21 protein-coding genes are annotated in these 23,746 nt (G+C 64.3%); 17 read left to right on the top strand and 4 right to left on the bottom strand.

The genetic code is table 11. The features are described 5' to 3' along the window. Positions 1-41: 41 nt before the first annotated feature. From G6P99_RS39630 to G6P99_RS39610, 5 genes are all read left to right on the top strand, one after another. On the top strand, positions 42-1,250 hold the full coding sequence (locus tag G6P99_RS39630; RefSeq protein ID WP_246709761.1) for an NAD(P)/FAD-dependent oxidoreductase: 1,209 nt from the start codon (positions 42-44) through the stop codon (positions 1,248-1,250). A gap of 63 nt (positions 1,251-1,313) precedes the next feature. Further along, on the top strand, positions 1,314-1,772 hold the full coding sequence (locus tag G6P99_RS39625) for an FKBP-type peptidyl-prolyl cis-trans isomerase (protein WP_246709759.1): 459 nt from the start codon (positions 1,314-1,316) through the stop codon (positions 1,770-1,772). A gap of 43 nt (positions 1,773-1,815) precedes the next feature. Then, positions 1,816-2,805, top strand: a complete 990-nt coding sequence (locus G6P99_RS39620; protein ID WP_165126018.1) for a D-2-hydroxyacid dehydrogenase family protein — start codon at positions 1,816-1,818, stop codon at positions 2,803-2,805. A 114-nt stretch (positions 2,806-2,919) separates the two neighbouring features. Beyond that, positions 2,920-3,438: a cupin domain-containing protein gene (locus tag G6P99_RS39615; protein WP_029083023.1), complete on the top strand. Its 519-nt coding sequence runs from the start codon at positions 2,920-2,922 to the stop codon at positions 3,436-3,438. 54 nt (positions 3,439-3,492) lie between these two features. Further along, on the top strand, positions 3,493-4,230 hold the full coding sequence (locus G6P99_RS39610) for an enoyl-CoA hydratase/isomerase family protein (RefSeq protein WP_165126015.1): 738 nt from the start codon (positions 3,493-3,495) through the stop codon (positions 4,228-4,230). A gap of 116 nt (positions 4,231-4,346) precedes the next feature. Here G6P99_RS39610 and G6P99_RS39605 read toward each other — a convergent pair whose 3' ends face one another. Continuing rightward, complete coding sequence (locus G6P99_RS39605) at positions 4,347-5,873, bottom strand: amidohydrolase family protein (protein WP_165126012.1); 1,527 nt, start codon at positions 5,871-5,873, stop codon at positions 4,347-4,349. A 312-nt stretch (positions 5,874-6,185) separates the two neighbouring features. On the opposite strand from G6P99_RS39605, the gene G6P99_RS39600 reads away from it, so the two are divergent. From G6P99_RS39600 to G6P99_RS39590, 3 genes are all read left to right on the top strand, one after another. Further along, on the top strand, positions 6,186-7,202 hold the full coding sequence (locus G6P99_RS39600; RefSeq protein WP_029083021.1) for an alpha/beta hydrolase: 1,017 nt from the start codon (positions 6,186-6,188) through the stop codon (positions 7,200-7,202). A gap of 103 nt (positions 7,203-7,305) precedes the next feature. Continuing rightward, complete coding sequence (locus tag G6P99_RS39595) at positions 7,306-7,743, top strand: VOC family protein (RefSeq protein ID WP_029083020.1); 438 nt, start codon at positions 7,306-7,308, stop codon at positions 7,741-7,743. Between the two features lie 23 nt (positions 7,744-7,766). After that, positions 7,767-8,255, top strand: a complete 489-nt coding sequence (locus G6P99_RS39590; protein WP_029083019.1) for a VOC family protein — start codon at positions 7,767-7,769, stop codon at positions 8,253-8,255. A gap of 247 nt (positions 8,256-8,502) precedes the next feature. Here the strand turns inward: G6P99_RS39590 and G6P99_RS39585 are convergent, their stop codons facing one another. Together G6P99_RS39585 and G6P99_RS39580 are read right to left on the bottom strand one after the other, a co-directional pair. Next, positions 8,503-9,681, bottom strand: a complete 1,179-nt coding sequence (locus tag G6P99_RS39585; protein WP_371261208.1) for a hypothetical protein — start codon at positions 9,679-9,681, stop codon at positions 8,503-8,505. A 14-nt stretch (positions 9,682-9,695) separates the two neighbouring features. Further along, positions 9,696-10,406, bottom strand: a complete 711-nt coding sequence (locus G6P99_RS39580) for a FecR family protein (RefSeq protein ID WP_029083017.1) — start codon at positions 10,404-10,406, stop codon at positions 9,696-9,698. Positions 10,407-10,630: 224 nt separating this feature from the next. Here G6P99_RS39580 and G6P99_RS39575 point away from each other — a divergent pair, with 224 nt between their 5' ends. After that, positions 10,631-11,935 (top strand): phospholipid carrier-dependent glycosyltransferase, encoded by a 1,305-nt coding sequence (locus tag G6P99_RS39575; protein ID WP_029083016.1) that lies wholly within the window; start codon positions 10,631-10,633, stop codon positions 11,933-11,935. A 162-nt stretch (positions 11,936-12,097) separates the two neighbouring features. Here the strand turns inward: G6P99_RS39575 and G6P99_RS39570 are convergent, their stop codons facing one another. Beyond that, on the bottom strand, positions 12,098-12,730 hold the full coding sequence (locus tag G6P99_RS39570; protein WP_029083015.1) for an OmpA family protein: 633 nt from the start codon (positions 12,728-12,730) through the stop codon (positions 12,098-12,100). Positions 12,731-12,889: 159 nt separating this feature from the next. Here G6P99_RS39570 and G6P99_RS39565 point away from each other — a divergent pair, with 159 nt between their 5' ends. The 8 genes from G6P99_RS39565 to G6P99_RS39530 all read left to right on the top strand — a co-directional run bounded on the left by G6P99_RS39565 (position 12,890) and on the right by G6P99_RS39530 (position 23,600). Next, positions 12,890-13,132 (top strand): hypothetical protein, encoded by a 243-nt coding sequence (locus G6P99_RS39565; protein WP_029083014.1) that lies wholly within the window; start codon positions 12,890-12,892, stop codon positions 13,130-13,132. A gap of 104 nt (positions 13,133-13,236) precedes the next feature. Continuing rightward, on the top strand, positions 13,237-14,400 hold the full coding sequence (locus tag G6P99_RS39560) for a winged helix-turn-helix domain-containing protein (protein WP_165126009.1): 1,164 nt from the start codon (positions 13,237-13,239) through the stop codon (positions 14,398-14,400). A gap of 257 nt (positions 14,401-14,657) precedes the next feature. Next, positions 14,658-15,983, top strand: a complete 1,326-nt coding sequence (locus G6P99_RS39555) for an MFS transporter (protein WP_165126006.1) — start codon at positions 14,658-14,660, stop codon at positions 15,981-15,983. A gap of 381 nt (positions 15,984-16,364) precedes the next feature. After that, positions 16,365-17,471: an efflux RND transporter periplasmic adaptor subunit gene (locus G6P99_RS39550; RefSeq protein ID WP_029083011.1), complete on the top strand. Its 1,107-nt coding sequence runs from the start codon at positions 16,365-16,367 to the stop codon at positions 17,469-17,471. Between the two features lie 57 nt (positions 17,472-17,528). Beyond that, positions 17,529-20,666, top strand: a complete 3,138-nt coding sequence (locus tag G6P99_RS39545; protein WP_029083010.1) for an efflux RND transporter permease subunit — start codon at positions 17,529-17,531, stop codon at positions 20,664-20,666. Between the two features lie 21 nt (positions 20,667-20,687). Beyond that, positions 20,688-21,296, top strand: coding sequence for a TetR/AcrR family transcriptional regulator (locus G6P99_RS39540; RefSeq protein WP_029083009.1), 609 nt, complete (start codon positions 20,688-20,690; stop codon positions 21,294-21,296). A 133-nt stretch (positions 21,297-21,429) separates the two neighbouring features. Next, on the top strand, positions 21,430-22,053 hold the full coding sequence (locus tag G6P99_RS39535; RefSeq protein WP_029083008.1) for a flavin reductase family protein: 624 nt from the start codon (positions 21,430-21,432) through the stop codon (positions 22,051-22,053). Positions 22,054-22,376: 323 nt separating this feature from the next. Beyond that, positions 22,377-23,600: an SMP-30/gluconolactonase/LRE family protein gene (locus G6P99_RS39530; RefSeq protein WP_165126003.1), complete on the top strand. Its 1,224-nt coding sequence runs from the start codon at positions 22,377-22,379 to the stop codon at positions 23,598-23,600. Positions 23,601-23,746 lie beyond the last annotated feature (146 nt).

Raw genomic sequence — 23,746 nt, 5'->3', positions numbered from 1 at the left:
TCATCCGTTCCCTCGATTCAGATGATACTGACCAGGCCGATTTGCGCGGCGGCATCTCGCCGTGGTTTGTTGCAGCAACGCCACCGCCGCGTCCCGCGCTATCGGAAAATCTCGCCTGCGATGCGCTTATCGTCGGCGCCGGCATCACCGGCTCGCTGGTCGCCGAGCGCCTGACCCGTCAAGGGCTCGACGTCGTCATTGTCGACCGTGAGCACCCCGGCCGCGGCAGCACTGCGGCAAGCACCTCGATGCTGTTGTGGGAGATCGACCGTCCGCTTGTCGAGCTGACGGCGCTGTACGGCTTCGAGCGGGCCGCGCGTGCCTATCGGGCAAGTCTCGATGCCGTGACCGGCTTGATCTCGCTGGTTCGTGACAACAAGCTGCCGGGAGAGATCAGAAAGAAGCGCTCGCTCTATCTGGCGGCCGGCAGCTCTGTAGCCGAATTGCTCGATGAGCATCGGCTCCGCCGCCGCGCCGGCCTGCCCGGCGACTTCCTCGATCATGGACAACTGCTCGAGACCTACGGAATGGCGCGCGCCGGCGCGATCGTCTCGCCTGGCGCGGCGGATGCCGATCCGCTCCAGCTGGCCCGCGGTCTGCTCCACCTCGCGGTCACGCGCGGTGCGCGGCAGTTCGATGCGGAGGCCGTGGTATTCGATCCGGCAGGTGCCGCAGTCACGGTGGGATTCGAGGATGGCCACGAAATTGCCGCGAAGGCCGTCGTGCTGGCGACCGGCTACGTGATGCCGGATATCGTCCGGTCGAACGTCCAGGCCGTGTCCTCGAGCTGGGCGATTGCAACGACGCCGCAGCCGCAGAACATCTGGAAGGATGGCGCGCTGATCTGGGAGAACGCCAGGGATTACCTCTACGCACGCACGACGCCGGCGGGGCGCATCATCATCGGTGGCGAGGACAGTGAGGACATCATCGCGCCCGATGCGCGCGACCGCCTGATCCCGGAGAAGTCGCGGCGGCTCGCGCAACGTCTCGCCGCGCTCTGGCCGTTCGCGGCAACGGAGATCGAATACCGCTGGGCCGGAACGTTCGACACCACCAGCGACGGCCTGCCGCTGATCGGTCCGGTGCCCGGCGCGAAGGGCGTCTATGCCGCGTATGGCTATGGCGGCAACGGCATTACCTTCAGTTATCTGGCTGCGCAATTGATCGGCGATCTCGTCGCGGGCGGCACCTCGCCATTGCTTGACGATTTCGCGCTGGACCGCGATGGCGGCATAGCCGGTCACTGAAAAATGGCTAGGGAATTGCCCTGCGCTGGGCTAGAGACGGCCGTTCTTCACGAGAGGTGCAAGATGCGATCTTCCCGACGCACGATCATCAAGACTGCGTTCGCCGGACTTGCGGCGGCAGTCTCCACGTCCTTTGTCAGCGGGACGGCAACGGCCCAAACCGCAGGAAAGCCCATGACCACAACCTCAGGCCTCCAGATCATCGACAGCAAGGTCGGCACCGGCGCCTCGCCGAAGCCCGGCCAGACCTGCGTCATGCACTACACCGGCTGGCTCTACGAGAACGGCCAGAAGGGCAAGAAATTCGACTCCTCGGTCGACCGCAACGAGCCGTTCGAGTTTCCGATCGGCCAGGGCCATGTGATCAAGGGCTGGGACGAGGGCGTCGCCACCATGAAGGTCGGCGGCAAGCGCACGCTGATCATCCCGCCTGATCTCGGCTATGGCGCGCGCGGCGCCGGCGGCGTGATCCCGCCGAATGCGACGCTGATGTTCGACGTCGAGCTGCTTGGCGTGAAATAATCGGGCGTGACGTAACCAGCCCACAACAAGAGAGGGCGCAGCGATGAAGATTTCGATCCTCGACGATTATTTCGACACGCTGCGCACCCTCGATTGCTTCCGCAAGCTCGACGGCTACGACGTCACGATCTGGAACGATCACGTCCAGGACGTCGAGGCGCTCGCCGAACGGCTGCGCGACACCGACGTGCTGGTGCTGATCCGCGAACGCACCCAGATCCGCACGCCGCTGCTCGAACGTCTGCCGAAGCTGAAGCTGATCAGCCAGCGCAGCGTCTATCCGCATATCGATATCGACACCTGCACGCGGCTCGGCATCATCGTGTCGTCGGGCCAGCATGCCGACACGCCGTCCTACGCCACCGCCGAGTTCACCTGGGCCCTGATCCTCGCCGCGATGCGTGCGATCCCGCAACAGATGGCGGCGCTGAAGGCCGGCAAATGGCAGATCGGCGTCGGCCATACGCTGCGCGGCAAGACGCTCGGCATCTACGGCTACGGCCGCATCGGCGCCGTGGTCGCGGGCTACGGCAGGGCATTCGGCATGAACGTGCTGATCTGGGCGCGCGAGCCGGCGATGGCCAAGGCGCGCGCCGACGGTTACGAGACCGCAGCCTGCAAGGCGGATTTCTTTGCCCGCTGCGACGTGCTGTCGCTGCATATGCGGCTGGTCGACGCGACGCGCGGCATCGTCAAGGCGGAAGACCTCGCGCGGATGAAAGAGACCGCGCTGATCTTCAACACCAGCCGCGCGCCGCTGATCGAGCCCGGCGCGCTGGTCGATGCGCTGCGCGCAGGCCGGCCCGGCATGGCCGCGATCGATGTCTACGAAAAGGAGCCGCTGCGCGACACCGCCGACCCGCTGCTCAACATGGACAACGTGGTGTGCACGCCGCATCTCGGCTACGTCTCGCGCGACGAGTACGAGATCCAGTTCACCGACATCTTCGATCAGATATTGGCCTACGCCGCCGGTACGCCGACCGACGTTGTCAATCCGGACGTGCTGGCACATCCGCGCTCGCGCGGCTGAAGCTTCGCAAGGACAACGCGCGGCCGCGCCGGAACGTTTCGATTTTCCGCTCGCCTGCGCTCGCGCTTTTCGGTAGCGTTCCCTGCACGAACTTGACCAACGAAAGCAAGAACGATGAGCGGTTCCCACGATCACACCCATTCCCACGATGATCACCATCACGACGACGAGCGCTGGAAGCACGACGGCGTCCGCGTCATTCCCGGCAATCAGCTCGATCCGAATGTGCCGTCGACCGCCGGCATGGACCGCAAGGCCGCGATCAATTTCGCACGCGTCGGCGCCCAGAAACTGTGGGCAGGCACCGTCAGCATCAAGCCGGACGCCAAGACCGGCGCGCATCATCACGGCCATCTCGAAAGCATTATCTATGTCGTGAAGGGCAAGGCGCGGATGCGCTGGGGCGAGAAGCTGCAGTTCACCGCCGAAGCCGGTCCCGGCGATTTCATCTTCGTGCCGCCCTATGTGCCGCATCAGGAGATCAACGCCAGCCGCGACGAGGTGCTGGAATGCGTGCTGGTGCGCTCCGACGGCGAGGCGGTCGCGATCAATCTCGACATCGAACCGATCGAGAAGCCGGAGACCGTGCTGTGGGTCGACCCGGTGCACCGGCATCCCGACGAGAAGAAATAACGTCGCGGCGCGTCCGCGACGCAAGACAATAACAACAAGAGCAGGGAGGCCAGCATGACGCTCGTTCGCTACGAGCGCGCGGATCACGTCGCGACCATCACGATGGCGCGCAGCGAGAAGCACAACGCGCTCAACGACGCGTTGTGTACGGAGTTGCGCGATGCCTGGCTGCGCTTTCGGGACAGCGGCGATCGCGTCGCGGTGCTGGCTTCGTCCGAGGAGAAGTATTTCTCCGTCGGCGCCGATGTCGGTGATCTCCCCGCCAACATGTGGCACGCCGTGCCTGGCCTTGGTGTCGAACTCGACAAGCCCGTGATCGCGGCGACGTCGGGCTGGGTCGTTGGTGGCGCCTTCGTACTGGTCCAGATGGCTGACCTGTGCGTGGCGTCGGAGACGACACGATTCATCTATCCCGAGGGAAAGATCGGTACCACCGCGGGCGGCGTGTCATCGGTGATGGCACGGATGCCGCACAAGATTGCGATGGAATTTCTGCTGGTCGGCGAGGAAATGTCGGCGGAGCGCGCCTTCCAGATCGGCTTCGTCAACAAGGTCGCGCCGAAAGGGCAGCACGTCGTGACGGCGCAGGAGATGGCTGCAAAAATTGCCGGCAACGCACCGCTGGTGGTCCGCGCGCTGAAGAAGCTGGCGCGCGAGGCCATGCCGAAAGGACCTCTCGAAACCGTTGCCGACGCGCGGCGGCTGCTCGATGAAGTCAGAGACAGCGAAGATCTCAAGGAAGGCGTCAAGGCCTTCGCAGAGAAACGGAAGCCGCGGTTTACGGGGAAGTGACGCAGTCATTCCGGGGCGACGCGGAAGCGTCGAACTCGGAATCTCGGGCCACAATATCGAGATTCCGAGATTCCGGGTTCTCGCTTTGCGAGCCCCGGAATGACGAGGGGTGAGGCTTACGCAAATACCCGGTGATCGATCGCCCCGTTCGGCACCACATAGCCGTAGCGCCTATTCGACGGCTCTGGGCCTGCCTTCTCATACTGCGCCTTCATCATCGCGAAGCGATCGCCTTTCAGCTCCAGCATCGCGCGCTTCGGCTGGATGTTGTAGAGCCGCGCATTGTTGTCGCCGAAGATCGCCGTCTTGACCGGTCCGTCGGCGGGGCCGAGCGGCGCGTAGCCGAACTTCTTCTGCATCACCTCGGGGATTTCCAGCCGCCGCAGGCCCTCGATCTGCCATTGCGGCGCGCCGGTCCACAGCGCGTCGGTGCCCCAGCAGATATGGTCGACGCCGAGCCCCTTGATCAGGGTGCCCATCAGCGCGGCGCAGACATTGGGTTCGGCGACCAGCGTGGTGGCGAACAATTGCCCGACATCGCCATAGACATTGCTGACGCCATACTGCGCCGGGATGTCGGCGAGATCGCTGGTCCAGGCGATCCGGCCAGTGCGCTCGAACTCGGCGAGCGCGACCCTCGGATCGCCGCCGACATGGCGATAGGCCGAGTGATAGATCACGAAGTTGAGCTGCGGCCAGTCCTTGGCGGCCTGGCCGACATCGGCGACGTCGGCAAAGCCGCGCAGGTTCGGATATTGCTTCTCGATCCCGGGCGGGAACAGGCCCTTGTGGACGCAGACATTCTTGATGCCCGCCTTCACCATCTTCTCATAGCCCTTGTAGGCGACCTTCTCGTCGTCCAGCCGCCAGGGATAGCGGCTGATCTCCTTGTGGGTGTTGTCGCCGATCGTGTAGCCCTTGCAGGATTCCGGCTTCAGCGCCAATGCGGCATCGAGCTTGTCGAGCCAGCCGGGCTGTCCGGGCGTGAAGATGGCGTGGCAGAACACCCGGCGCGAGCCGGCCTCGTCGTTGATCTTCTTGCGCGCGTCGGCCATCTGCTCGTTGGTCAGGAACCAGTCCTGCTCGATATCCGACGGCGCCGAGGAGATCAGCGAGATCTTGGTGTCGGAATCGAGAAACATCTCCTTCTTGTAGTTGTTGAACTTGAGATCCTCGATGGTCTGCTCGTGATCGCTGAGCTGCTTGTTCCAGCCGGCCTTGCCGACCGCCTTGCGCATTTCCACGAAGCCCATGATGCGGGTGTCGTCGCGCAGGAAATGCGTATGCATGTCCATGATGAACTGGTCCTTCAGGGCGTTGGCGCGCTCCTGCGCCATCGCGGGCGTCGCGGCCTCCGCCGGCGTCACGTCGAACAGCTCCCCGTAGACCTGGTTCATCGCGACAAAGGAAGCGGCCATGCCGGCCGCGGTCTGGAAGAATCTCCGGCGGTCGAGGCCCTGCTTGCCGCCGAGATCGTCGGCCATCGCGAGCAGCCGCGCCTCGACCTCACGTTGCCGTTCGTTCTGCGGGTCGGGATAGAACTCGTCGCTGGAGACGATCTGGGTCGGGATCGGCGTTGGGTACTGGCACAGTTCGGAGGGCATCAAGGCGGCAAGTTCTTCGTCGGTCAGATTGCTGCTCATTCTTCGCTCCCGCTTCTCGCCGGATATTTCCGGTCGGACCGCGGCGGAGACTAGGACCAAGTCCGCACCTCGTCCGCGCCGATTGCCGGAAACAGCGTTCACAAAATCGTGCATCGCATTTGCCGTCATTGCGAGGAGCGTACGCGACGAAGCAATCCATACTCCCGCAGCAAGCGGCGCTATGAATTGCTTCCGCCTTCGCCAAGGCTTCGGCGGACACGTCGCTTGCGCTCGCAATGAAGGTTGTGGATGCTAGCATCGTGCAACCCAGGGGCCGAACGAAGCCCCGTCGTTCAGAATGGGAGGCGAACCATGACGAATTCCGACCATTCGCGGCGCAGCGTCATCAAGGGCATCGGCGTTGCAACGGCAGCCGGTGTGCTCGGCGAAGCGCCGGCGCGGGCCGCAACCGCCGTTCCTGCCGAAGGTGAAATCTGGAGCAGCGAATACTGGGCGAAGAAGGGCGACATTCCGCTCTGGATGTTCCGCAAGCGGATCGGGGCGCCGAAGCAAGGCGAACCGCCGCGGCCCGTGGTGTTCTTCGTCCACGGCTCGTCGGTGACTTCTAGGGTGTTCGACCTCACGGTGCGGGGCAAAGGCGAGTATTCGCTGCTCAATGTCTTTGCGCGCTACGGCTTCGATTGCTGGACCATGGACCACGAGAATTACGGAAAGTCGGGCCGCACCTCGGGCAATGCGGATATCGCAAGCGGCGTCGAGGATCTGAAAGCCGCGGTCGAGGTGATCGCCCGCGAGACCGGCGAGAGGCGATATCACTTCGTCGGCGAATCCTCCGGCGCGCTGCGGGCCGGCGCCTTCGCGATGTCCGCGCCCGAGCGCATCGATCGGCTGGTGTTCGCCGCCTTCACCTACAAGGGCGAGGGCTCACCGACGCTGGCAAAGCGCGCCGAGCAGCTTGCCTATTACCGCAGCCACAACATGCGCAAGCGCGACCGCGACATGATCCGCTCGATCGCGACCCGCGACCGGCCCGGCACATCGGACCCCGCGGTGATGGAGGTGCTGGCCGATGTCGAGATGCAGTTCGGTGACCAGATTCCGACCGGCACCTATCTCGACATGACCGCCAATCTGCCGGTGGTGCATCCGGAGAAGGTGCTGGCGCCGGTGCTGCTGGTCCGCGGCGAATATGACGGGATCGCAGCGGTGCCCGACCTCGAGGAGTTCTTCAACAGGCTGCCGAACGGCGACCGGCAGTTCATCATCCTGCCCGGCACGGCACATTCGGTGGCGCTGGCCGCCAATCGCGAGCTGTTCTGGCATGTGACGCGGGCGTTTCTGACGATGCCGACGCCGATCGTGACCTGAGGCACCCTGCGGCAGGACGCCGCAACAAAAATCTGCGGGGCGATGTCGGGAGCCGGCCATACGGTTCGTCCTCGAGGCACAACCCCGAGAAAAGGAGCCGTTCATGGCCAAGCCGACAATGATCTTCGTCAACCTGCCGGTCAGCAACCTCGCCCGCGCGACCGCCTTCTACGAGGCGATCGGCGCGACGAAAAATCCGCAATTCTCGGACGAGACCGCCTCCGGCATGGTGATCTCCGACACCATCCACGTCATGTTGCTGACCCACGACAAGTTCCGGCAGTTCACCCCGAAGACAATCGCCGATGCCCGGACCACGAGCGAGGTGCTGATCTGCCTGTCCGCCGATAGCCGCGACGCAGTCGACGGCTATGTCACCAGGGCGAAGGGCGCGGGCGGTACTGCCGATCCGTCGCCGCAGCAGGATTACGGCTTCATGTATGGCCGCAGCTTCGAGGATCCCGATGGTCACATCTGGGAAGTGATGTGGATGGACGTCGAGGCCGCGATGAAGGCGCAGTCCGCCGCGGCCACCGCCTGAGCGCGCCGACAAGGAGCTCATCGATGTCAAAAGTGTCCCCCTGCCTGTGGTTCGACGGTGAGGCCGAGGAAGCCGCGAGCTTCTACGTCTCGCTGCTGCCGGATTCCCGCATCGACAAGATCCAGAACAACATCATCGACGGTCCGGCCGGAAAGGCCGGCACCGTGCTGGTGGTCGAGTTCACCCTGGCCGGTCAGCGCTTCATGGCGCTGAACGGCGGGATGCGGATGGAATATACTCACGCGATCTCGTTCTCGATCGACTGTGTCGATCAGGCCGAGGTCGATCGGCTCTGGGCCGCGTTGCTCGCTGGTGGCGGCAAGGAGGACCAGTGCGGCTGGCTGCGCGACCGCTTTGGCGTGTCCTGGCAGATCGTGCCGCGCCAGCTTCACGATTATATCGGTGGCGCCGATGCGGCCGCCGCTGCGCGCGCGATGCAGGCGATGCTCGGCATGATCAAGCTCGATGTCGAAGGCCTGCGCCGGGCCTATGAAGGCAAGGCGGCGGCGTGAGGTAGATGCCTCCACTGTCATCGCCCGGCTCGTCCGGGCGATCCAGTATTCCAGAGACCTCTGTGCTTGGCCGATGGGTCGCGGCGTATTGGATGCCCCGCATGAAGCGGGGCATGACAGGTGCCTAGAGCTTCGGTTCTGATTGAATCAGAACCGAAGCTCTCGCTTCTTGTCTTGACGCGTTTTCTTCATGCGAACCGGTGTCCACCCCGCATCAAGTGCGGGGCAGGCTTCGCTCGAAAACGCTCTAGTAATTGATCCGCAGCCCCACGCCGCCGTGAACCGTGTTGCCGACCGGCTGCGGCCCGGCGGTGCCGTTGACGAACAGGTCGGCGATCCAGCCCTTGGTGATGCGGAAGCCGACGCGGCCGCCATATTCGAACCAGCCCTGGTTGCCCATCGTCGGCACGATGGTGCCGTCGCCGGTGACGGTCGCGACGATGCCCGAATGCGTGGCGAAGGATTGCACCCAGCCGCCATTGATGTTGGTTTCGATGTTCGATCCGAACAGATGCGTCCACTGGCCGCCGATCTTGACCAGGCTGGTGCGATCGGTGCCGTCGGCGATCGTCGCATCGAACGGATTGAAGGCGACAGCGGGATCGCTGTAGCCCTTGACCCGCTGCCACAGCTGCCAGACCTCGACCGAAGCCGCGAGCTCATCACGCGCTGACAGCCGGTTGATCCAGCCTGCGCGGCCGTAGACGCCGTAATTCTCGCTCGAGGTCTGGCTGGTGATGGACACCGGACCGAGGCTCGTCGCGTAGTTGCGGGTGTAGCGCACCTTCTCGGACGGCGAGAGGATGGTGCCGACGTCGAAGAACGGCCGCGACGAACCCCAGTCGACGAAGTCGTAGCGCAACGCGAAGGCCCCGATCGGCGCGCTGGTGACGTTGTAGCCGCCCTCGCCATATTGCGTGTAGGCGATGCCGGCGAGCAGCGACAGGTTCGGCGTGATGGTCTTGCGGCCGTGGATGCCCGCCGAGAACGAGCCGGCCGAGCCGAAGGCGCTGATGCAGTCATTGCAATTGACCTGCTCGTTGACGCCGAGCAGCACCGTGCCGAGCACGCGGTTGGTGATCATCTGGTTGAAGCGCTGGTCGGCGAGGCCGTTGATCGAACCGCCGCTCGACGGCGCGCCGGTGATCGGCGTCGGGGTTGGTGTCGGCGTGGGCGTCGGCGTTGGGGATGGCGTCGGCGTTGGGGTAGGAGTTGGAGTGGGCGTAGGCGACGGCGTCGGCGTTGGTGTCGGAGTAGGCGTCGGTGTGGGGGTCGAATTGCAGTTCGGCGACGCCGCCAGCGTGCTTTCGGGAATTGAAGTACAGTTCGGCGTTGGAGTCTGCGCCTGGGCCGGCGCAGCCAGCGCCTGCAGCATTGCAAGCGACAGCGCCGTCGTCAGAGCGACCGACAGAACCAACTGATGCATGCGCCGCATCATGCTCAGCGTCCGCACAGCATGCCGGTGGGGTCGTCGTCGACCGGCGGCGTCACCGGCGTCGCATCGGCGAACTGGGTGACGGTGCAGAGCCCGGCCGCCTGGCTGCAGGTCGCGGCAAAGGTCCAGGGCGGATTGTTGGTCTTCTGGATCGTGGTGTGGCCGCCGCTCGAAGTGATGATCGCGGTGTCACCCGGCTGGGTCAGATCGATGCACTGCCGGTTCGACGTGCACACCGTCGATGCGCCCTCCTGCAACACCACCGTGGTCTTGCCGCGTTGTGACAGGATATCGAGCACGGTGCCACGAACGCCGATGGTCGCAAGCGGCGTCGTGATCCTGTAGGCGGCCTTGTCGGAGCGGCCGGTGACGAAGCGGAACGCGCCCGACGTCAGGCGGATCGCGACATCGCGATAGTGATGCTCGTCGTCGAACACGGTGCGGTCGAGCTTGAGCGAGGCATTCGGGCCGAGCGAGAGGTTGGTGCTGTCAGCCATCACCAGCCGCGCGGCGCTTTCGAGACCGGTGCGCACCGTCTCATCGCGCAGCAGTGCGTCGCCGACATTGATCGGCGTGGTCGCGGCCGCAACGCGAAGGACCTCGTTCTTCACCATGGCAGCTTCGCCGACGCGCGTCTGCGCGCGAGCGGGATGCGCCGTCAGTGCGGCGACAAGACCGAGCGCAAGAATGGAGAGAAAGCTGTGAGGCAAATTCATTGCAATACCGATCGACCAACCCTGTCATCGTATCGGATCGCCCCTGCAGCTGATATTGTATAATTGTCACAAGCTCTGCTGAGTTGAAGCGGTGCTGATGAATTCGAGGACGTTCAAGGAGCGGGTATGAGAGTGAGTTCTGATCACATTCGTCACATACGTCACACGCACCGGCGTAGCTCACACTTCGCTCACACTCGTTCCCCTCGCACCGTGCTCACGTTTTGAACATCGCATCCGAATCTCCTTCCGTTTTTGGGCGGCCCGCCGCGCGCACGGCGATTGTTGCGGCCATCATCTTCATCGTCGCCCATGTCGTGCTGCTGCTCGGGATCACGGCGCCGGACAAGCTCTATTTCGATGAGGTGCATTACGTGCCGGCGGCGCGGCAGATGCTGCTGCAGGTGGTCGAGGGCCCGATCCTCAACCCGATGCATCCGCCGCTTGCCAAGGAGATCATCGCCCTCTCGATCAAGGCGTTCGGCGACGTGCCGCTCGGATGGCGCTATCCCGCGGCGCTGTTCGGCGCGCTGGCGCTGGTCGCCGTTTATCTCGGCGGGCTCGCGCTGTTCGCGTCGCAGGAGCGTGCCATCGCGGCGGTGCTGCTCGCCTTCTTCAACCAGATGCTGTTCGTGCAGTCGCGGATCGCGATGCTGGATATTTTCGCGCTCGCTTTCTGTCTGTTCGCGATCGCGGCTTTCATCCACGGCTTCAGGCAGCAGCGGCCGCAACTCGCCTTCGCGCTGGCGGGGTTAGCAGCGGGGCTTGCATGTGCCTGCAAATGGAGCGGGCTGTTCGTGCTCGCGACCTGCATCGCGATCGTAGCTGCGATCCGCCTGATGCAGGGCTGGCGCACGCGCTTTGCCGACGCCGATGCGGAAGATTGGTACCGGCCCGATTTGTGGCCGGATTTCCGTCTCCCTCACTTCATCGTCTGTTTCGTGCTGATTCCGTTGATCGTCTATCTCGCGACCTTCGTGCCGCTCTACGGCCTCTCGTTCTCCGGCATCATCGAGGCGCAGCGCCGCATCTTTGCCGACAACACCACGACGGCGATTGCAGGCCACACCTATATGAGCTCGTGGCCGTCCTGGCCGTTCCTGGTGCGTCCGGTCTGGTATCTGTTCGAGAAGGTCGGCGACGACGCCTTCGCGGCGATCGTGTTCCTCGGCAACCCGCTGGTGCTGTGGCCGGCCTTGATCGCGCTGATCGTGGCGCTGCGCGACTGGATCGTCAGGCGCCGCCGCGATGCGTTTCTGGTGCTTGCGTTCTACCTCGGCCCGTATCTCGCCTGGGCGCTGCTGCCGCGCACGCTCGGCTTCATCTATTACTATCTGCCGGCGGCGTGTACCGCGAGCTTCGTGCTGGTCTACGCATTGACGCGCAAGGGGGCGCCGCGCTGGCTGTTATGGGCCTTCGTGGCGGCCGGATGCGCCGGCTTCATCGCGATGCTGCCGGTCACGGTCGCCGCGATCGGGACGTCGATCGCGACCTTCAACCGGCTGATGCTGTTCCAGAGCTGGATCTGAAACGCTCGGGGATAAAATGATCCGCCTGCCGGGTGCGGCAGGCGGATCCATAGCGTTTTCGCGCGAAGTGGACGCCGGTTCGCGTGAAGAAAACGCGTCCAGATAAAGAGGTAGAGCTTCGGTTCTGATTCAATCAGAACCGAAGCTCGAGGCTGCGGGAGGTTATTTCGACGCGGTCTTGGTATCCATGTTGACGACCTGCACGCGGCGATTGGTCGGGTCCATCGGCGCGTTCGGATCCTTCGGTCGGGTCTTGCCGTAGCCGACGGTCACGAGGTCTGAGCCGTTGAGGCCGTAACGCTCGACCAGATACTTCTTGATGGTGTCGGCGCGGCGCTCCGACAGGTCCTGGTTATAGGCTTCGCCGCCGATCGCGTCGGTGTGGCCGGCGACGACGAAGGTCGAGCCCTTCATGCTGGCATCCGACAGCGCCTTGCCGAGCTCCTGCACCGCTTGGGTCGAGCCCTTGGCAATCTCCGCCGAGTTGTAGTCGAAGTGAATTTCCAGATCGATCTTCGGCTTGGTGGCGGCGATGTCGGCGATTTCCTGGCGTTCGCCGAGTGACAGCGAGCGGGTCTGCCGGTTGCGAACGGTGTTGAGGAAGCTCGCCTCCTTGGCCGAAGCGGCCGGGTCGACCTGCGTATCGGCCGAGAGGCCACGGGTGGCCGACTTCGGCTTCAGCGCATTGAGGATCTGGGCGGCCGGAACGGTGTCGCTGCCGGCCAGTGCCACGCCCGCCGTCATCGACAGCGCAGCGCCGATTGCCAAAAAAGACAAGGAAAGAGAGCGGGTCATGGGTTTCGTCCTTAAATACGCGGCCAGCCAATTTCGGCTTGCTGTCGTTTTGATGCCGAGAACCTAGGACCGGTTCAAAACCCGGTATGTGACATAGGTCACAGTTGGATGTGCAGAACCTGGCGTGTGCCAGGCAGGGCAGCGGAGAGGGTGAGCACCATGACCCACGTCAATCGCGTCCTCCGCTCGATCAATGACGAGGATGCCGCGCGCTGCGTCGATATCTTCCTTCGCCCGGAAGGGACCATCGGCTTCGAGGAATACCGGCGGGACGTCGAAGACAGCCGCGGCTGGTTTCCGGTTGGCGGTCATTCGTCCCGGGTCTTCCATGAGGAGAGCGTCGCACTCGAGGCAGCGCTGCGGGACGTTCCCTGGTTGCGGCGGGTCGTCGGATCGGCGTAGCCGGTCCTGTTCGCTCGCACGCCGGTGCGTGCATGATTGTGCGCGGCTGATTTCCGCCGTCCGGCCCTCCACAGCGGCGCGAATCTCACTACATTGCTGGCGCAATGCCCCGCGCCGCAGAACCCCTTTCGCTGAACAATGCCGCCGCCCGCCATATCTGGCTGCGCGCGCAGCGGCTCGATACGCAGGCGCCGTTCGGGCAGGGCGCCTCAGCCGTGGCGGCCGCCGTCGACCATCTCGGCTATGTGCAGATCGACACCATCAACGTGATCGAGCGCTGCCATCACCACATCCTGTTCACCCGGATTCCGGACTACCGCCGCGCCGACCTCAAGCAGGCGCAGAGCACCGACAAGAGCGTGTTCGAATACTGGACGCACGCGCTGTCCTACATTCCGTCCAAGGACATCGGCATCTTCCTGCCGGCGATGAAGGCGCACAAGCGCGAGGGCCATAAATGGTTCGCGTCGGTAACGGCGGCCGATACGCGCAAGGTGCTGCGGCTGTTGCGTGCCGGTCCGCTGACGATCCGCGACATCGAGGACGACGTGCTCACCGAGAAGGAGCATCTCTGGCAGAGCCGGAAGCCATCCAAGCGCGCGCTGCAGCTCGCCTTCTATGGCGGCGTGGTCACAATCAGCGAGCGCGCCGGCATGCTGAAGACCTATGAGCTGATGAGCAGGCACTTCGGCTGGGACAAGCCGCCGAAGCCCGCACCGGCGTCGGCCATAACAGCCTATCTGCTTGACCGCGCGCTGCGCTCGCAGGGCATCGTCAGCCTGGATTCGATCTGCCATCTCGACGCGCCGAGCAAGAAGGCGGTGCGTAGCCTGATCGAGGCGAGGGTGCGCCGCAAGGAATTGGTCCGGATCGCGCTCGACGGCGCCGGCAAGCACGAACATTGGGCGCGCCCCGAGGTGCTGGAGCAGACCGGCGAGGGGGATCCCGCCCTGGTCCACATCCTCTCGCCGTTCGATCCGCTGATCATCCAGCGCAAGCGCACCGAGCTGTTCTTCGGCTATGGCCACCGCTTCGAGGCCTATGTGCCGAAGCAGAAGCGCCTGTTCGGCTATTTCGCGCTGCCCGTACTGGTCGGCGACGACATCGTCGCCGCCCTCGACCTCAAGACCGACCGCCAGAACAAGAAACTCCTGATGCAGAAATGGAGCTGGGTCGGCAACGGCAAGAAACAGGCGTCGCGCAAGGAGCTGAAGCGCCGCATCGAGGAGGAGCTAGACCGCTTCGAGCGATTTCAGCTGGCGGAGTGAGAGCGTTCCTCTTCGATCGTCATTGCGAGGAGCGAAGCGACGAAGCAATCCACCTCCCCATTTGCGTCGCTATGGATTGCTTCGCGGAGCCTGTCATCGGGCGCGCGTTCGCGCGACCCGTTGGCTCGCAATGACGGCGATAGCCGGTGGGGGCGTGCATGGGCTCCCGTTCAGCCTGTGTGCTATGAGTTTTTGCCATTGCTCAATGCGGAGCGAGCCAATAATCCTCGGGGCAAGCAACACCCTGGGGGAAACTGATGAGCCAGACCGCAACCATTGCGCCAAGCACCGGCGCCCGCAGCGAGATCGAGACGTCGACGATCCGCGCGATTTCCTGGCGGCTGATCCCGTTCCTGATCCTGGCCTACTTCTTCTCCTATCTCGACCGCGTCAATCTCGGCTTCGCCGCGCTCACCATGAACGCGGAGCTGAAATTCTCGCCGGTGGTGTTCTCGTTCGGGGCGGGCATCTTCTTCATCGGCTATTTCATCTTCGAGGTGCCGAGCAACCTCGCGCTGGAGCGGTTCGGTGCCAGCAAGTGGATCGCCCGCATCATGGTGAGCTGGGGCATCCTTTCGGCCCTGATGGCGGCGGTCTATGACGAGCACAGCTTCTACGCGCTGCGCTTCTTCCTCGGCGTTGCCGAGGCCGGCTTCTTCCCCGGCATCATCCTCTATCTCACCTACTGGTATCCGGCCGAATATCGCGCCCGCTTCCTCGCCGCCTTCGCGCTCGCCGTTCCGATCTCCACCGTGATCGGCGCGCCGATCTCCGGCCTGCTGCTCGGGCTGGACGGCGTCATGGGTATGCAGGGCTGGCAGTGGCTGTTCATCATCGAGGGCGTCCCCTCGATGCTGCTCGGCATCGTCACCTGGTTCTATCTCACCGACCGGCCGGAGAAGGCCGATTGGCTCTCGGCCGAACAGAAGGCCTGGCTGAAGGCGAAGCTGGATGCCGAGGTCGCGGCCAAGCAGGCGGCGAAGCATTTCAGGCTCGGCGAGGCGCTGTCGTCGCCGAAGGTGCTGGCGCTCAGCGCGATCTATTTCGGCTTCGTCGCCGCGCTCTACGGCATGCAGTTCTGGCTGCCGCAGATCGTCAAGGCGTTCGGTCTCACCAACGCGCAGACCGGCTTCGTCACCGCGATTCCCTATGCATTCGGCGCCGCCGCGATGATCTTCTGGGCGCGCCGTTCGGATGCGACGCGCGAGCGTGTGTTCCATGTCGGGGCGCCGCTGTTGCTGACGGCGCTGGCGCTCGGCGTCTCCAGCTACATCACCGATCCGACCATGACCATGGTGGTGCTGACCGTCGCCGCGATCGGCGTGTTCTGCACCTTCGCGGTGTTCTGGACGCTGCCGACCGCCTGGCTCTCCGGCACCGCCGCCGCCGGCGCGATCGCGCTGATCAACTCGATCGGCAACCTCGCCGGTTTCGGCGGGCCCTATCTGATCGGCTGGGTCAAGGAGGCCACCGGAAGCACGTCGACCGGCCTGCTGGTGTTGTCGCTGTTGCCACTCGCGGCGGGCCTCTTGGTTTTCCTCGGCAGCCACGAAACCAAGACCGAATTCGCCGACGCGAAGTAGCGATGACGCCAGCGTAGCCGAGCCTTCGCCGCAAACATAGCTGTCATCGCCCGGCTTGACCGGGCGATCCAGTACGGCCGCGGCCTCTCGTTTCAATTACGACTGTCTCTGGAATACTGGGATCGCCCGCTTTCGCGGGCGATGACAGTTTTTTGGGCGCAGCGATCGCCGTAGCCCGGATGGAGCGAAGCGCAATCCGGGGACCCACTCTCCATGGGCGAGGTCCCGGATTTCGCTGCGCTTCATCCGGGCTACGCATTTTCCGAGCTCCACGCTCCAGTGGCGTGTTACCTCACGAATTGGTTATCACTGACGAATATTGACATTCATCAGTGATAAATCGATACTCTTCATCAGTCGTCAGCCGGATGGAGATTCCCGATGTTCGCCCGTTCCATTTTCTCGAGCTATTACAGGCTCTTGACGGGAGCCGCGTTGGCTTTTGCGGTGTTCGCGCTGGCCGGCTGCAATGAAAAGGCGGCCGAAAAGGCAGATCCGGGACGCCCCGTTCTGGTGGCGACCGTCCATTACGAAGCCGAAACCCCTGAGCGCAGTTTTGTCGGCACGGTGAAGCCCCGTATCGAGGCCGATATGGGCTTTCGGGTTGCCGGCAAGGTGGCCAAGCGGCTGGTCGAGGTCGGACAGACAGTCGACGTCGATCAGCCCTTGGCCACCCTCGATGAGATCGACCTGAAGCTGCAGGCCGAGCAGGCCGAGGCCGAGTTCCGCGCCGCCACCGGCGTGCTGGCGCAGGCCGCGGCCGCCGAGCAGCGCGCCAAGGATCTGAAGGCCAAGGGCTGGACCACCGATGCGCAGCTCGATTCCGCCAAGGCCGCCGGCGACGAGGCGCGCGCGCGGCTGAACCGCGCCGAGCGTTCGGTCGAGCTGACCAAAAACTCCCTCTCTTATGCAACGCTGGTGGCCGACACCCGAGGTGTCGTCACAGCTACCATGATCGAGCCCGGCCAGGTGGTTGCCGCGGGCCAGGCCTCGATCCGTGTCGCCCGACTTGGCGAGAAGGAAGCTGTCGTCGCGATCCCAGAGACGCTTCTTGCTCGTGCCAGGTCGGGCGTTGCCACGGTGACGCTGTGGTCGGATGCGAAGAAGACCTATGCCGCAAAACTGCGCGAGGTCGCGCCGCAGGCCGATCCCGCCACCCGCACCTACCTCGCAAAGTTCTCGCTGCCGGACGCCGACGAGGCCGTCTCGCTCGGCATGACCGCAACCCTGACCCTGGCCGACAAGGCGAGCGAACGCGTGGCGAAATTGCCGTTGTCGGCGCTGTACAGCCAGGGCGGCGATCCCTCGCTCTACATCGTCGACGACAAGGGCGAGGTCGCGCTGAAGCCGGTCAAGGTGAAGGCCTATGAGAGCAACAACGTCGTCATCTCTGATGGCGTCGACGAGGGCGCCAAGGTCGTCGCGCTCGGTGTGCAGAAGCTCGATCCGACCCAGAAGGTGCGGGTCGTGTCGTCGCTTTCGTTCTAACCCTCGCAATATCAGCGCAAACGGTTCTGGGACTTGGTCTAGAACTTGGAGAGTTCGATGAAGCGCTTCAACCTTTCGGCCTGGGCGGTCAGCCATCCGACGCTGGTCCTGTTCCTGATGCTCGTGCTCGGCGTCGCCGGCTTCTTCTCCTACGAGAAGCTCGGCCGCGCCGAGGACCCGTTCTTCACCGTCAAGGTGGTGAACGTCTCGGTGATGTGGCCGGGCGCGACCTCGCAGGAAATGCAGATGCAGGTCGCCGATCCGATCGAGAAGAAGCTGCAGGAGCTGCCGTTCTTCGAGAAGGTGCAGACCTATTCCAAGCCGGGCTTCACGGCGATGCAGGTCACCTTCCGCGACTCGACCCCGCCGAAGGACGTGCCCTATCTGTTCTATCTCCTGCGCAAGAAGCTGGTCGACGTGCAGGGCCAGCTGCCGTCGGGCATCCTCGGCCCCGTGGTCAACGACGAATTCTCCGACGTCGATTCGATCCTCTACATGATGACCGGCGACGGCGCCGACTACGCGCAGCTCAAGAAGGTCGCCGAAGGCTTCCGCCAGCGCTTGCTGAAGGTGCCCGGCGTGACCAAGGTCGACCTCTACGGCACCCAGGACGAGCGCATCTATGTCGAGTTCTCGCATGCCAAGCTTGCGACGCTCGGCATCACGCCGCAGGCGCTGTTCGACTCGCTCGCCAAGCAGAACAACGTGACGCCTGCCGGCACCGTCGAGACCTCGTCGCAGCGCGTGCCGCTGCGCGTCACCGGTGCGCTTGACGGCGTCAAGGCGGTGGCCGAGACGCCGGTCGAGAGCAACGGCCGCGTGTTCCGGCTCGGCGATATCGCGACCGTCAGCCACGGCTATGTCGATCCGCCGAGCTTCACGGTGCGTCAGGAAGGCAAGCCCGCGCTCGGCATCGGCGTGGTCACCGCCAAGGGCGCCAACATCCTCGAGCTCGGCAAGGAGGTCGAAAAGGCCACCGCCGACTTCATGAAGGCGGTGCCGCAGGGCGTCGAGGTCGAGCAGATCGCCGACCAGCCCAAGGTGGTCGAGCACGCCGTCGGCGAGTTCGTGCACTCCTTCGTCGAGGCGCTCGCCATCGTGCTGTTCGTCTCGTTCGTCGCGCTCGGCTGGCGCACCGGCATCGTGGTGGCGCTGTCGGTGCCGCTGGTGCTCGGCATCGTCTTCATCGTGATGAATGCGATGTCGCTCGATTTGCACCGCATCACGCTCGGCGCGCTGATCATCGCGCTCGGCCTGCTGGTCGACGACGCCATCATCGCGGTCGAGATGATGGTGGTGAAAATGGAGCAGGGCTGGGACCGCTACAAGGCCGCATCCTTTGCCTGGGAATCTACCGCGTTTCCGATGCTCACGGGGACGCTGGTCACAGCCGCTGGCTTCCTCCCCATCGGCTTTGCCAATTCGGCGGTCGGCGAATATGCCGGCGGCATCTTCTGGATCGTGGCGATCGCGCTGGTCGCTTCCTGGTTCGTCGCGGTGATCTTCACGCCCTATATCGGCGTCAAGCTGCTGCCCAACATCAAGGTGCACCAGAACCACGATCCGCACGCGATCTACGAGACGCGGATGTATCGCGGCCTGCGCAGCGTGGTGCAGTGGTGCGTCGATCACCGCGTCAAGGTGGTGGTCGCGACCGTCGGCGTCTTCGTCGCCTCGATCGTTGCGTTCGGCCACGTCCAGCAGCAGTTCTTCCCGCTGTCGGAGCGGCCCGAGTTGTTCCTGCAGCTCCGCCTGCCCGAAGGCACGGCCTTCGGCACCACCGAGAAGGCGGTCAAGAAGGCCGAGGGCCTGCTGAAGGACGACAAGGACATCGAGACCTACACCGCCTATGTCGGCCAGGGCTCGCCGCGCTTCTGGCTCGGCCTCAACCCGCAGCTGCCGAACGAGGCGTTTGCCGAGATCGTGATCCTCGCCAAGAACGTCGATGCGCGCGAGCGCGTCAAGGCTAAGCTCGAGCAGGCCGCCGCCGACGGCGCGCTGAACGAGGCGCGGGTCCGGGTCGACCGCTTCAATTTCGGTCCGCCGGTCGGCTTCCCGGTCCAGTTCCGTGTGATCGGGCCCGACGCCAACAAGGTGCGCGACATCGCCTACCAGGTGCGCGACGTCATGCGCCAGAATCCCAACGTCAAGGACGTCCAGCTCGACTGGAACGAGCAGTCGCCCTACCTGAAGCTCGCCGTCGACCAGGATCGGGCGCGTGCGCTCGGCCTGACCCCGCAGGAGGTTTCGCAAGCGCTGGCGATGCTGATCTCGGGCGCGCCGGTCACCACGATCCGCGACGGCATCGAGAAGGTTGGCGTGGTCGCCCGCGCGGTGCCTTCGGAGCGGCTCGATCTCGGCCGGGTCGGCGATCTCACCATCACGTCACGCAATGGCGTGGCCGTGCCCCTCCAGCAGATTGCGAAGATCGAATATGCGCATGAGGAGCCGATCCTCTGGCGGCGCAACCGCGACATGGCGATCACCGTGCGCTCCGACGTCGTCGACGGCGTGCAGGCGCCCGACGTCACCAACCAGATCTCGCCGAAGCTGAAGGACATCCAGGCCCATCTCGAGCCTGCCTACCGGATCGAGCCCGGCGGCGCGTTCGAGGAATCGGCCAAAGGCAATGCGTCGATCTTCATCCTCTTCCCCGTGATGGTGATGGTGATGCTGACGCTCCTGATGATCCAGCTACAGAGCTTCTCGCGCCTGTTCCTGGTGTTCCTGACCGCGCCGCTCGGCATCGTCGGCGCCTCGCTCGGGTTGAACGTCGCCAACCAGCCGTTCGGCTTCGTGGCGCTGCTCGGCCTGATCGCGCTTGCCGGCATGATCATGCGCAACGCGGTGATCCTGGTCGATCAGATCGAGAGCGACGTGGCTTCCGGCCTGACCCGGCGCGAGGCGATCGTCGAGGCCACCGTCCGGCGTGCCCGGCCGGTGGTGCTGACCGCGCTCGCCGCGATCCTCGCCATGATCCCGCTGTCGCGTTCGGCGTTCTGGGGCCCGATGGCGATCACCATCATGGGCGGTTTGTTTGTTGCGACTTTCCTGACCTTGCTGTATCTGCCGGGCCTTTACGCCCTCTGGTTCCGCAAGACCCTCGAGGAGAGCGGCCCTGAGCAAACCGATACTGCGCCGCAGCATGCAGGAAAGGGACAACTCGCATTTCCGCTTGCTGAGGCTGCCGAATAATTGAAGATTGAGCAGGCCAACATGACGCTGATCCAGGAACATAGCGAAACCGACACCCGCGAACGGATTCTCGTGGTGGCGGAGCGTTTGTTCCGGCAGATCGGCTACCAGAAGACCACGGTGGCCGACATCGCCAAAGAGCTGCGGATGAGCCCCGCCAACGTGTATCGCTTCTTCGATTCGAAGAAGTCGATCCACGAAGGCGTGGCGCGCGGCCTGATGGGCGAGGTCGAGATCGAGGCGCAGCGCATCGCGCGCTCGGAAGGGCCGGCCGCGCCGCGCTTGCGCCAGATGATGACGACCATCAATCGCATGAACACCGAGCGCTATGTCGGTGATTCCAAGCTGCACGAGATGGTCGAGGTCGCGATGCAGGAGGACTGGGACGTCTGTGTCGCCCATATGGAGTGTATCGCCGCTATTATCGGCGAGGTGATCGCGCAAGGAGCCGCGTCGGGTGAGTTCGAGGCCCCGGACCTGCTACTCGCCTCGCTCTGCGCCTGCACCGCGATGATGCGCTTCTTCCACCCGCAGATGATCGCCCAATGTGCGACCAAGCCGGGCCCGACCATCGACCAGATGATCGATTTCGTGATCGCCGGCCTGTCGCCGCGCACCCGCGCCAATTGAGCGCCAGCACTGACGTTTTCGTCAGTTGACTCGCCAGTCATTCCGGGGCGATGCGTTAGCATCGAACCCGGAATCTCGAGATTCCGGGTCTGGTCCTTCGGACCATCCCGGAATGACAAGAGAGAGATTCAGCGTGACCGCAAAAGACCTGCATTTCTACGAGCCGAAGAATGGCCACGGCCTGAAGCACGACCCGTTCAACGCCATCGTGGCGCCGCGGCCGATCGGCTGGATCTCCTCGCGTGACAAGGGCGGCAACGTCAATCTCGCGCCCTACAGCTTCTTCAACGCCTTCTGCTACGTGCCGCCGATCATCGGCTTCTCCTCCACCAACTGGAAGGACAGCGTCGCCAACATCCAGGACACCGGCGAGTTCGTTTGGAATCTGGCGACGATGGATCTGGCCAAGCACATGAACGCGACGGCGGCCCATGTCGCGCGCGATGTCGACGAGTTCAAGCTCGCAGGCCTCACGCCGGTCGCCGGCAAGCTCGTCAACGTGCCGCGCGTCGCCGAAAGCCCGGTGTCGTTCGAATGCAAGGTCAGCCAGATCGTCCAGCTCCGGGGCGCCGACGGCAAGAAGGCCGAGGCGTGGCTGACGCTCGGCGAGGTCGTCGCCGTCCACATCGACAAGGCCTTCATCAAGGACGGCGTCTACCAGACCGGATTGGCCCACCCAATCGTCCGCGCCGGCCGCCGCGGCGACTATTTCGAGATCAAGCCGGAAAACATGTTCGAGATGATCCGGCCGGATTAGTTCTTCTCCCTCGCCCCGCTCTTGCGGGGAGAGGGCAGGGGTGAGGGGCTATCTCCACGAGTTGTGATGGTCGTTAGACCTGCACCCCCTCACCCGAAATTCAAGCTGCGCTTGAATTCCGACCTCTCACCGCAAGCGGGGCGAGGTAAGGGACGCCGCTCTATGGTGCATTCGCACGCTCCGCGACGACGGCCCGGACCACAACAATGTGAAATTTCAGCGTGCAGTGATGAAAAACCGTCACTCGCAACCTCCAAGCGAGCAGTCTAACCTCCCGCGCGCCAGGCCGGATCAACGGCCGGCCAACAGAGTGGGAGGATGTGATGACACATCAAGAACGGCGCGATCCGAACGTGTCACGTCGAACGCTTGTCCAGGGATTGGCGGTTGGGGCGGCCGCCGTCGCAACCGGCGTCAGTAGTGCGCTGGCCCAGAACGCCCCCGCGCCGGTCGGGCCGCCGACCACGATCACAACCCCGCCGCGCGACTTCAGTCCGCGCGGTGCGCCGACCACCTATTTCTGGGACCCCGACATCATCGCGGTCGATCCGTCGTTCAACGATCTCGCCCAGCCCAACACCTCGATCAAGCGGCTTCATACCGGTCTGTTGTGGGCTGAAGGCCCGGCCTGGAGCGCGCAGGGCCGCTATCTCTTGTGGAGCGACATCCCCAACAACCGGCAGATGCGCTGGTCGGAAGACGACGGCCATGTCAGCGTCTTCCGCACGCCGTCGAACTACTCGAACGGCAATTCGTTCGACTTCCAGGGCCGCCAGCTGTCCTGCGAACATCTCACCCGCCGCGTGACGCGTTACGAGAACGACGGCACCGCGACCGTGCTTGCGGATTCCTATCAAGGCAAGCGGCTGAACTCGCCGAACGACGTCGTCGCGCATCCCGACGGCAGCTACTGGTTCACCGATCCGCCCTATGGCGGCCAGCTCTATGAGGGCGAACCCGACGCTGCCGGCGGACCGGGCAATCCGGCCGGCAAGCTCAATCCCCGGATCGGCCAGCCGGCGGGCTTCGTGCCGGCCAAGCGCGAGCTGCCAACCAATTGCTATCGCATCGATCCCTCCGGGCGTATCGATCTCGTGGTCAGCGAGGACCAGGTGCCGGATCCGAACGGCCTCTGCTTCTCTCCCGATTACAAGAAGCTCTATGTGGTCTCGACCGGCAAGGGGCCGGGCGACACCGGCGCCGGCGGCAACGGTGACGTCTTCGTGTTCGATGTCGGCGCCGACAACAAGCTCGCCAACGGCAAGCGGTTCAGCGATTTCACGATCGACGGCGTGAAGTGCGGACCGGACGGCATCCGCTGCGACGTCAACGGCAATGTCTGGTGCTCGAGCAATGCCGGCCGCGCCGTCGGTTACAGCGGCGTGACGGTGTGGTCGCCGGAAGGCAAGCTGCTGGGCCGCATCCGGCTGCCCGAGGTCTGCGGCAACATCACCTTCGGCGGCCCCAAGCGCAATCGCCTGTTCATGGCCGCAAGCCAGTCGCTCTACGCGGTCTATACCGCGACCCAGGGCGCCGGGCCGGCGTGATCTTCGGTCTAATGGCGCCGGCGTGACCCGCCGGCGCCATGCCCGGCTACCTGATTGTCGTACCTCAGCTTTCGGAACTGAACGCGTGGCGTGCCGTTAACAAAACGGCGCCCTGCCGCGTCAATTTCGCTTTATCTGCAAGGCGA

Origin of the sequence: Bradyrhizobium sp. 6(2017), assembly GCF_011058295.2 — a bacterium.
GTDB classification, from domain to species: Bacteria; Pseudomonadota; Alphaproteobacteria; order Rhizobiales; family Xanthobacteraceae; genus Bradyrhizobium; species Bradyrhizobium septentrionale.
The sequence above is the reverse complement of the archived record's forward strand: the minus strand, read 5'-3'. Positions and strand labels throughout refer to the sequence as shown.

Excerpts from the sequence above, each read along its gene's own strand:
- G6P99_RS39620 (WP_165126018.1), top strand. The coding sequence starts at position 1,816 with ATGAAGATTTCGATCCTCGACGATTATTTCGACACGCTGCGCACCCTC.
- G6P99_RS39605 (WP_165126012.1), bottom strand. The coding sequence starts at position 5,873 with ATGAGCAGCAATCTGACCGACGAAGAACTTGCCGCCTTGATGCCCTCC.
- G6P99_RS39565 (WP_029083014.1), top strand. The coding sequence starts at position 12,890 with ATGACCCACGTCAATCGCGTCCTCCGCTCGATCAATGACGAGGATGCC.
- G6P99_RS39540 (WP_029083009.1), top strand. The coding sequence starts at position 20,688 with ATGACGCTGATCCAGGAACATAGCGAAACCGACACCCGCGAACGGATT.
- G6P99_RS39625 (WP_246709759.1), top strand. The coding sequence starts at position 1,314 with ATGCGATCTTCCCGACGCACGATCATCAAGACTGCGTTCGCCGGACTT.
- G6P99_RS39545 (WP_029083010.1), top strand. The coding sequence starts at position 17,529 with ATGAAGCGCTTCAACCTTTCGGCCTGGGCGGTCAGCCATCCGACGCTG.
- G6P99_RS39560 (WP_165126009.1), top strand. The coding sequence starts at position 13,237 with ATGCCCCGCGCCGCAGAACCCCTTTCGCTGAACAATGCCGCCGCCCGC.
- G6P99_RS39615 (WP_029083023.1), top strand. The coding sequence starts at position 2,920 with ATGAGCGGTTCCCACGATCACACCCATTCCCACGATGATCACCATCAC.
- G6P99_RS39585 (WP_371261208.1), bottom strand. The coding sequence starts at position 9,681 with ATGCATCAGTTGGTTCTGTCGGTCGCTCTGACGACGGCGCTGTCGCTT.
- G6P99_RS39580 (WP_029083017.1), bottom strand. The coding sequence starts at position 10,406 with ATGAATTTGCCTCACAGCTTTCTCTCCATTCTTGCGCTCGGTCTTGTC.
- G6P99_RS39555 (WP_165126006.1), top strand. The coding sequence starts at position 14,658 with ATGAGCCAGACCGCAACCATTGCGCCAAGCACCGGCGCCCGCAGCGAG.
- G6P99_RS39550 (WP_029083011.1), top strand. The coding sequence starts at position 16,365 with ATGTTCGCCCGTTCCATTTTCTCGAGCTATTACAGGCTCTTGACGGGA.
- G6P99_RS39610 (WP_165126015.1), top strand. The coding sequence starts at position 3,493 with ATGACGCTCGTTCGCTACGAGCGCGCGGATCACGTCGCGACCATCACG.
- G6P99_RS39530 (WP_165126003.1), top strand. The coding sequence starts at position 22,377 with ATGACACATCAAGAACGGCGCGATCCGAACGTGTCACGTCGAACGCTT.
- G6P99_RS39570 (WP_029083015.1), bottom strand. The coding sequence starts at position 12,730 with ATGACCCGCTCTCTTTCCTTGTCTTTTTTGGCAATCGGCGCTGCGCTG.
- G6P99_RS39590 (WP_029083019.1), top strand. The coding sequence starts at position 7,767 with ATGTCAAAAGTGTCCCCCTGCCTGTGGTTCGACGGTGAGGCCGAGGAA.
- G6P99_RS39600 (WP_029083021.1), top strand. The coding sequence starts at position 6,186 with ATGACGAATTCCGACCATTCGCGGCGCAGCGTCATCAAGGGCATCGGC.
- G6P99_RS39595 (WP_029083020.1), top strand. The coding sequence starts at position 7,306 with ATGGCCAAGCCGACAATGATCTTCGTCAACCTGCCGGTCAGCAACCTC.